The sequence below is a fragment of the Paenibacillus salivarius genome, assembly GCF_051307165.1.
In the GTDB taxonomy this organism is placed as follows: domain Bacteria; phylum Bacillota; class Bacilli; order Paenibacillales; family Paenibacillaceae; genus Fontibacillus.
In genome coordinates, this window is record NZ_CP195592.1 from 1,728,713 (window position 1) to 1,737,500 (window position 8,788).

Consider the following 8,788-nt stretch of genomic DNA (forward strand, 5'->3'; position numbering starts at 1 on the left):
TATCTCAAATTTTGCATGTGGAGGTAGGGCATGGACAGTCATCAAGAGAAGGATCATGGGACGGCCGGCAAGGAAACGGTGCTGACCGACCGCCAAGGACATCCGATCACGGACAATCAAAATATTCGAACCGTAGGCAACCGGGGACCGGTGACGATGGAGAACTACCATTTTCTCGAGAAAATATCCCACTTTGACCGGGAACGGATTCCGGAACGGGTCGTTCATGCCCGCGGGGCAGGCGCGCACGGATATTTCGAAGCTTACGGGAAGGTTGGGGACGAACCGATCGCAAAATATACGAGGGCGAAGCTGTTTCAGGAGCCGGGAAAACAGACGCCGGTATTCGTCCGGTTTTCTACGGTGATCGGCGGTGCCGAATCCCCGGAAACGCTCCGGGATCCGCGCGGCTTTGCGGTGAAATTTTATACCGAAGACGGGAACTGGGATCTGGTCGGAAACAACCTGAAAATATTTTTTATCCGCGATCCGTTGAAATTTCCGGATATGGTTCACTCGTTTAAACCCGATCCGGTGTCAAAGCTTCCGGACCCGGAGCGAATGTTTGACTTCCTCTCCAGAACGCCCGAATCGACGCATATGGTGACCTTTATTTTCTCGCCTTGGGGAATTCCGGCGAATTACCGCGAGATGCAGGGATCGGGTGTCAACACGTACAAGTGGGTCAATGCGGAAGGGGAAGCGGTGCTCGTCAAGTATCATTGGGAGCCGAAGCAGGGAATCCGGAATTTGCTGCAGCACGAAGCCGATGCCATTCAGGCAACCAATTACAATCATGCGACCCAGGATTTATATGAAGCGATTGGGCGGGGAGATTACCCCGAATGGGAGCTGTTCGTGCAAATCATGAGCGACGATGAACACGAGGAGCTTGACTATGATCCTCTCGACCCGACGAAGCTATGGGATACGGAGCGTTTTCCTTTTTTACCGGTAGGCAAAATGGTTTTGAATAAAAACCCTGAAAATTATTTTGCGGAGGTCGAGCAAGCCGCGTTCGGGACGGGGGTTCTCGTCGACGGGCTGGATTTTTCGGACGACAAGCTGCTGCAGGGCAGAACGTTCTCTTACTCCGATACGCAGCGGTACCGGGTCGGCACGAATTATTTGCAGCTGCCGATCAATGCACCTAGAACAAGGGTGGCGACAAATCAGCGCGGCGGGCAAATGGAGTATAGGGTGGATTTGAATCCGGGAGAAAACCCGCATATCGATTACGAGCCGTCCCAGCTTGGCGGACTGAAGGAAGCACCACGGCCGGGCAAGGATCATGAGCCTCACTATAACGACAAATTAGTCCGGCAAAAACTGGACCGCACGAACGATTTTGGCCAGGCCGGCCAGACCTACCGGGCATTTGATGAAACGGAGAAAACCGAGTTGGTCCGAAACCTGGTGAATAACCTGAAGGTGTGCAAGCCGGCCATTCAGGAGACTTGGATCGAGTATTTCACCAAGGCCGATCCGGATTATGGCAGACGAGTCAAGGAAGGATTGGAGCAAGCAAAACGGGAAGCGGGCGAACATACAAGCTCCGCCGCTGCGGATAAAGCGGTTGAAAAATCGCAAAACATGGGCCATTCGTCAGACCGATACTGAAAAAACAGCCTTATCCCGGTAAGAGGGATGAGGCTGTTTTGCTATGCGTTATATATTTTCCGCGTAACGGGGATCGGGAACTTTCGCCAAAACGACATAGACCGAGGCGGGTTCGGTGCCGCTGTTTACGTAGGAGAATTCCTCATCCCCGCAAATGTGAAGAATGTCCCCTTTGGAAAATTCGGAATCCGTCCCGTCTACGGCGACCGTGCCGTTTCCTTCGAGAGCGAGCAGGTATACGTCGGTACCGGGATGCTTATGCGCCGGGAGTTCCTGCCCCGGCATAAAGTTCAGGACAAATACGACGCTCTCCCCTTTTTGAAACGCGATCCGTTTCGTGAATTTGCCTTCTTGATACTCCTGTAGACTGCCAAGCGATTTTTTTTCCATTGGAATCCCTCCTTGGTTTTGTTTCATCATACCGTTTCAGCGGGATCCCGACCTTGATCCAAATCAAGTTTCCGGGTGTCGACATCCTTATTCCACATCAAAATTAAAATACTTCGACGGGAAAGGTTCTTCTTTCAGCGTATAGTGCCACCATTCCTTGGTGTACGGTTTAAAGTCCCGGTTCACCATCGCCGTTTTCAGGATGTAGCGGTTTTTGCGCTGTTCCTTTGTCAGCTGTTTTGCGCCATGGCTTGAAATTTCACCGAGAAAATCGACGCGGCTGCCCATGTCGACTTCCTCGCCGGTCCGTTTGTAAACCATCGTCAAATCGACGGTACTCCCCCGGGAATGGCCGGATTTACTGGAAAGGTAGCCGAGCTTGAACAGCTTGTTCTTGTCGACGTCCGGGTAGAACTCTTTCTTCATCCGGGTATCGTCCGCCTTTTTGGACCAGGCGATAAAGTCGTCGACCGCTTTTTGCGGACGGTAAGCATCGATGATTTTCAGCCGGTAGCCCTGCTTCAGAAGATCCTCATTGACCTTTTTCAGCGCTTTCGCCGCTTTTTCCGTCATGATCGCCAGCGGGGCTTCATAACCGTCGATTCTCCGGCCTATGAAATTATTGTCGCTATAATAGCGGATGTCATAATCGGCATCGGGGATGATTTCGTCCAAATAAACAAAACCTTTCGGCAGTTTGTTTTGTTTCGTAACCGGCGGTTCGGCCGTTACGGTTTGAACGGTTTCGGCCTCGAGGGCGGCCATGGCGCCACTTTGTGGATTGAAACCGGAAGACACCGTCAGAATCGCCAGCGAGATGCCGAGCATGATGATATGAGAAATCCGGGGAATCATGGGATCAGTCCTTTTTGTCGTCATTTATTTTCTATTCTATAATAATAGTACAATGACGGATGCTTCGGAAACTATCGGAAGGAAGGTATAGTGTGACTGGGGACCCTGGATACTTTGGATGTATCAGGAATTATTTGGACATGAAAGTCCAATGAAAATTCCTGATTTTTTTCGCAAAAAATACTTGACTCGTTTAAATAATCTAATATATATTAATAAATGCGTTAAAAATTAAGACGTTATTATTTAAACAATTAAATAATTTTACACTTTATGCATTTAAGTGAGGTGAATCTAAAAAATACGGGGTTTTGGAGGGAGTTTGATTGGTACAAAGAGAAACGCTGTTTGAAGTAACAGCGATGTTTGGCACCATGATCAAAAGAATTTCTCAGGAATGGAACAAGCGAGGCAAGGAATACAACATTAGTTTTCCGCAATTTAAAATGCTGCATATTTTGGAGCGATTCGGGTCCATGAAGGTTTCCGACATTGCGGAAAAGATGGGACTCACTTCAGCGGCCATTACGGGAATTACCGACAAATTGCTAACGGACGGACTTGTTCAGCGGGAACGGGCCGAGGCGGACCGGAGAGTCGTTTACATTACGATCACGGAACAAGGAAAAGAAATTATCCGCAAGGTGACGATTGATCAGGATGAATCGGTCCGTACGATCTTCGACACTTTGGAGGATGAGGACATTCTCCATTTGAAGCGGATATTTACGGCGATACTTAACAACTTAGACAAGTAATTTTAGACAAACAGAGGTGGAGAGGTTTTATGGAACACTTAACATTAAAACGTAAAGTGACGATTATGATCGCCATCATGGCGGCGATGTTTTTTGCGGCGATCAACCAGACGATCGTCAGTACGGCGATGCCGCGAATTATTTCCATTCTTGACGGGATGGACTACTATACCTGGACGATCAATATTTATTTGCTGACTTCGACGATCGCTACGGTGCTGGTCGGTAAGCTGTCCGATATGTTCGGGCGAAAACCGTTCTTGTTGATCGGTATATTATTGTTTATGGCCGGGGCGTTCCTGACCGGTACTTCGGATAACGTATTCCAGTTTATCACCTACCGCGGGATTCAAGGTGTCGGCGCCGGTATTATTCAATCTTGTGCTTTCACGGCCGTCGGCGACTTGTTCGCACCTCGCGAACGCGGTAAATGGATGGGCCTTATGACCGCGATCTTCGGTTTTTCCAGTGTGCTCGGTCCGACGCTCGGCGGATATTTGGTCGATCATATGGATTGGCACTGGTTGTTCTGGATTTTCCTGCCGCTCGGCATCGTGGCTTTCATCATGATTTTGATGCTGTTCCCGAAAGTGGAACGCAAACCTGGGGAAAGCATCGACTATATCGGTTCCTTATTCATGACGACAACGATCGTTCCGCTTCTGTTGGCATTTTCGTGGGCAGGTACGGAATACGAGTGGGGTTCCGCGCAAATTTTGGGTCTCCTGGCCGCGACCGTTGTGTCCGCAGTGATTTTTGTTCTGGTTGAGCTTAAAGTCAAAAATCCGATTTTGCCGATGCACCTGTTTAAAAACGGGGTTGTTACGATTTCGAACATTATCGGTTTTATTATGAACTTCGGCATGATGGGCGCCTTGATTTATCTTTCGTTCTTCGTGCAAGGCGTTTTGGGTATCTCGCCTACTTATGCGGGCTACGTGACAATGCCGATGTCGATTTGTATGGTTGTCGTCAGTGCGGTTACAGGCCAATTGATCGCCAAAAAGGGGAAATACAAACGCTACGCTCTGATCGGTGTTCCGGTCATGATCGCAGGTATGGTTCTGATGGTCTTTATGGATAACGTATGGATGGCGGTACTCGCCATGGTTATTTTCGGCTTCGGTCTCGGTTTGGGTATGCCGGTCTTTTCGTTGGCCACGCAAAATGCGGTTCCGCACAAGGAGCTTGGCGTCGTTACGGCTTCTTCCCAATTGTTCCGTAACCTTGGCGGAACGATCGGGATCGCGGTAATGGGGACGGTTATGTCCAACAGCCTGAAAACGAACCTGACGGAGGCGATGGCCTCGCCTAGCACGACCGAGAATCTCGGGAAATTGGATCCGAAAATGGTGGAGCAAATGACCGCATTTGCGAATCCGCAAACGTTGATGAACAAGCCGCTGATTGAACAGACTCAAGCGGGCTTGCCGGCGGATGTGCAGCCGTTGTTTGCGCAGATGATTCAAACGATTCGCGACGCCCTCGGAAATACGTTGTCTCATGTATTTCTTACAGGCACATTGGTGCTCGTGATCGCTTTCGTACTGGTGTTCTTCCTGAAGGAGCTTCCGCTCCGTACGTCCAACCAGGCAGCACCAGAAGCGGCGGGCGGCAAAGAAGGCAAGCCATCGCAGCAAACGGTGGAAGCATAAATATATATGAAAAAAAGGACTCCGCGTATAAAATGTACCCTATAGAATAGACACTTAAAAAAAGTGCTCTTTCTATAGGGTGTTTTTTGTATAATTTAAAGAATAACATAGAGAAATACGTGGAGACGGAGAATTATGAGTAAAAAATTATTTACAGAGAAAGATATCACAACACTATCTAAGAACCGATATGTTAAAACAGTCAGTTCAAAGGGCATCACATACACTGATGAATTTAAACAACACTTTGTTACTGAATATAGTGAAGGGAAGCTTCCAAGAGAAATCTTTGAAGAAGCAGGATTTAATATTGACGTTATTGGCATGAAGAGAGTTAAATCAGCTTCAGATCGTTGGAAAGCTGCTTATAAAACCGAAGGAGTGTTGGGCCTTAAAGATACCAGAAAGGGTAGTTCTGGCAGGCCACGGATTAAAGAATTATCTATTGAAGAGAAGTATGCCAGATTGGAAGCACAGATGAAGCTTGTGCAGGCAGAAAACGAACTCTTAAAAAAGATTCGTTTGTTGGGAAGGGGGCTAAAGAAGTAAAGCTGCCCGTCAGTCAAAAATATATTCTCATTCATGAGGTCATTGAAAAATATAACCTTATCCATATGGTGAAATTCCTTTGTGAAGTTGCCGGAGTTTCAAGAAGTGGTTACTATAATTATTTCTCAGCCAAATCTATTGAACAAAGGAGACGCAAGGATAAAAAGGATGAAGAAACGAAAGAAATGATTCTAAAGGCCTTTAACTTCAAAGGCAGAAAGAAAGGGGCACGCCAAATTAAAATGACATTGGCAGGTCAATTTCAGTGTGTCTTCAACTTGAAGAAGATCCGTAGAATCATGAAAAAATACGATATCGTCTGCCCTATTAGGAAGGCAAATCCGTACCGGAGAATGATGAAAGCCACTCAAGAACACCGAGTGGTTCCTAACTTCCTAAACCGCCAATTTAAACAGGGGATGCCTGGCAAGGTCCTTCTAACGGATATCACTTATCTGAACTATCACGGTGGACAAAGAGCTTATTTGTCCGTCATTAAAGATGGTTCTACAGGTGAAGTTTTAGCACATCACATGTCTAGCCGAATCATCATGAATCTGGCCACAGATACCCTCACTAAATTGAAGAAGAACAGAACCTTTAAGAAAGCTAAAGGGGCCTTCATTCATTCTGATCAGGGTACCCATTACACACATCCAGATTTTCAGAAACAGGTTAAGAAACTCGGATTGTACCAATCCATGTCCAGGAAGGGAAACTGCTGGGATAACGCCCCTATCGAATCATTCTTTGGCCATCTTAAAGACGAAGTGGATATAAAATCATGTAAAACGTTTGGAGAGCTTCAACAAGAAATTGATAGGTATATCCGCCACTATAACCATACTAGATATCAATGGAACCTGAAAAAGATGACTCCTGTACAGTACAGGAATCATCTTTTTCAGGTAGCCTAAGCCTTTTTTTAAAATGTCCTTTACAAAGGGTACACTTTAGTATGCGGGGTCCTTTTTTTGTACCTTATCTCAAGCCGCCGTAAGAGGCTGCGCGAACCCGAAGATGGTGGTATTCCTCCAGATTCGGAATCAGCTGATGCATGTAGACCACGGAGGCTCCTTCGCTTGGATCGATCGAAGCCCAGGTTCCGGCCATGCCGGTCCAGCCGAATTCGCCCAAGCTGCTGTTGGCGTTTCCTGCAGCCGGGTCTACCATGGTTCTTACGCCCAATCCATAACCGTATCCGGCGTTATATGAATTGTTAAAGTCGATCATTTGCGCATCGGTCAGGTGATTTAGACGCATCAGATCGATCGTTTTCCTCCCGATAATCCGTTCGCCATTCCAGACACCGCCGTTTGCAAGCATTTGCGTGAAGACGAGGTAATCGCCCAACGTGGAATAGAGGCCGCTCCCGCCGCTCTCAAGCAAGGCGTCCGGCTGGTGGTGCTCGTCAAAATCGGCCGGCATCGCTTCAAGTCCGCCGGTTTCCGTACGTGTGTAGCAGGTTGCCAATCTATGGCCGTTGTCGTCGCGGAGGCGGTAGCCCGTATTTTTCATGCCCAACGGATCAAACAGCTCTTCCTTTAAAAATTGGCCCAGCGGCTTTCCGGAAATCACTTCGATTAAAGCGCCGACCAAATCGTGGCTGTATCCGTAAAGCCATCGGGTCCCCGGTTCAAACGCCAGCGGGACTTGCGATACCGCTTTCACCTCTGTGAGGAGATCGTATTTTCCATGCTTGTCTTTCAGGTCTTGAATGACTTTGCTTATCCGAGTCGCGGATTCCGATATGCCGTAAGGATACGGCAGTCCGGTGGTCATGGAAAATGCATGCTTGATCAGAATCGGATTCCGGGCCGCTTCCATATATACATCCCCGTTTGGTTTCGTTTTGACGACCTGGGGGTTACGGTATTCCGGAATATATTCGTAGAGCGGTTCGTTCAGCAGGAAGCGTCCTCTTTCGAACAGCATCATGGCAGCGGTGCAAACAACCACTTTGGTCATGGAAAAGATGCGGAACAGCGTGTCGGGCGTCACCGGCGTTTTTTTCTCGATATCGGCAAACCCGTGGTATCCTTCGTACAATATTTCCCCGTTTTTTGCTACAGCGCAGGCGCAACCGGCCGGGCCATTTCCGGGAAAATCGGCCAGCAGGTCGTCAAGGTTCTTGAAGTCGCTCACATTTTGGGCCTCCTTGTTTAGCAAGTATGATTCGATCTGGTTCAAGATTTATGTTCTGCGCCAAGGACCAAATTCCTTTCAAGGGTCCGATAAAGTTGTACGCCCGATATTCACAAGATCCCCCTGCCGTGCCTATATTAGCCTCCGTTTCGTCCGAAAAAGTCGTAAATTTTGGAGGATCCGAATAGCATTGACGGTTCTGTAACACAATGAGCACAGAGATAACATATTCGAATCTAACCCAAACCATGTCAGGAGGAATTTCGTTTGTACTTTTATAAAGAGGATTTAATCAATATCATCGTACCGGACAAGCCCGATCCGGAAGCGGCCAAGGTACTGCAAGAAACTTTGGGCGGCAGGTTCGGCGAAATGCGGACGATGATGCAGTTCTTTTTCCAAAGCAATAATTTCAGAGGGAACGCCCTGCAATACCGGGATCTGATCCGGGGCGTATTTCTGGAGGAAATCAGTCATGTGGAATTGGTTCAGCACACGATTAATCAGTTGTTGACCGGCTCCGGTGAAGAGCCTCCGGGAAACGGCGGCTCAACCGGCGCTCCGCTGGAGAACGCGATCAAGCACGCCAATCCGCATCATTTTATTATGGGAGCTCAAAGCTCGTTGCCGGTGGACGCGGCGGGAAACCCATGGAACGGAAACTATGTGTACAGTCACGGCAATCTGATCAGCGATTTGCTGGACAACCTTGTTCTCGAATCGACAGGAGTTCTGCAAAAGTCGCGTATTTATGAAATGAGCACCAACAAAACGTTCCGCGAAACGCTCGCTTTTCTCATTGTGCGGGACAATGCG

At 48.1% G+C, this 8,788-nt stretch carries 7 protein-coding genes and 1 pseudogene (1 of these 8 only partly in view); 5 read left to right on the top strand and 3 right to left on the bottom strand.

The annotated features are described in order from the left end of the window. Positions 1-30 precede the first annotated feature (30 nt). On the top strand, positions 31-1,620 hold the full coding sequence (locus ACSFXJ_RS07625; protein WP_435924576.1) for a catalase: 1,590 nt from the start codon (positions 31-33) through the stop codon (positions 1,618-1,620). A 48-nt stretch (positions 1,621-1,668) separates the two neighbouring features. On the opposite strand, the gene ACSFXJ_RS07630 is transcribed toward ACSFXJ_RS07625, so the two are convergent. Continuing rightward, positions 1,669-2,010 carry a cupin domain-containing protein gene (locus tag ACSFXJ_RS07630; protein ID WP_435924577.1) on the bottom strand — a complete coding sequence of 114 codons (342 nt, stop codon included), beginning with the start codon at positions 2,008-2,010 and terminating at the stop codon, positions 1,669-1,671. Between the two features lie 87 nt (positions 2,011-2,097). Beyond that, positions 2,098-2,865 carry a M15 family metallopeptidase gene (locus tag ACSFXJ_RS07635; protein WP_435924578.1) on the bottom strand — a complete coding sequence of 256 codons (768 nt, stop codon included), beginning with the start codon at positions 2,863-2,865 and terminating at the stop codon, positions 2,098-2,100. Between the two features lie 326 nt (positions 2,866-3,191). On the opposite strand from ACSFXJ_RS07635, the gene ACSFXJ_RS07640 reads away from it, so the two are divergent. The 3 genes and pseudogenes from ACSFXJ_RS07640 (at position 3,192) to ACSFXJ_RS07650 (ending at position 6,744) form a co-directional block, all read left to right on the top strand. Then, positions 3,192-3,623, top strand: a complete 432-nt coding sequence (locus ACSFXJ_RS07640; protein ID WP_435924579.1) for a MarR family winged helix-turn-helix transcriptional regulator — start codon at positions 3,192-3,194, stop codon at positions 3,621-3,623. Between the two features lie 29 nt (positions 3,624-3,652). After that, the gene (locus tag ACSFXJ_RS07645; RefSeq protein ID WP_435924580.1) at positions 3,653-5,278 is read left to right on the top strand and encodes an MDR family MFS transporter; all 1,626 of its coding nucleotides are present in this window, start codon (positions 3,653-3,655) and stop codon (positions 5,276-5,278) included. A gap of 135 nt (positions 5,279-5,413) precedes the next feature. Next, positions 5,414-6,744, top strand: a pseudogene (locus ACSFXJ_RS07650) (IS3 family transposase). A gap of 64 nt (positions 6,745-6,808) precedes the next feature. Here the strand turns inward: ACSFXJ_RS07650 and ACSFXJ_RS07655 are convergent. Then, a complete protein-coding gene (locus tag ACSFXJ_RS07655; RefSeq protein WP_435924581.1) occupies positions 6,809-7,972 on the bottom strand; it encodes a serine hydrolase domain-containing protein in 1,164 nt (387 codons plus the stop codon). A gap of 267 nt (positions 7,973-8,239) precedes the next feature. On the opposite strand from ACSFXJ_RS07655, the gene ACSFXJ_RS07660 reads away from it, so the two are divergent. Beyond that, a protein-coding gene (locus ACSFXJ_RS07660; RefSeq protein WP_435924582.1) for a manganese catalase family protein crosses the window boundary here: on the top strand, positions 8,240-8,788 show its 5' portion. 306 nt of this gene lie beyond the right edge of the window; 549 of the gene's 855 nt are visible here — the first part of the coding sequence; its start codon is at positions 8,240-8,242; its stop codon lies beyond the right edge, outside the window.

Bases quoted from the DNA above. Each gene is read 5' to 3' on its own strand.
- ACSFXJ_RS07625 (WP_435924576.1), top strand. From the start codon at position 31: ATGGACAGTCATCAAGAGAAGGATCATGGGACGGCCGGCAAGGAAACG.
- ACSFXJ_RS07630 (WP_435924577.1), bottom strand. From the start codon at position 2,010: ATGGAAAAAAAATCGCTTGGCAGTCTACAGGAGTATCAAGAAGGCAAA.
- ACSFXJ_RS07635 (WP_435924578.1), bottom strand. From the start codon at position 2,865: ATGATTCCCCGGATTTCTCATATCATCATGCTCGGCATCTCGCTGGCG.
- ACSFXJ_RS07645 (WP_435924580.1), top strand. From the start codon at position 3,653: ATGGAACACTTAACATTAAAACGTAAAGTGACGATTATGATCGCCATC.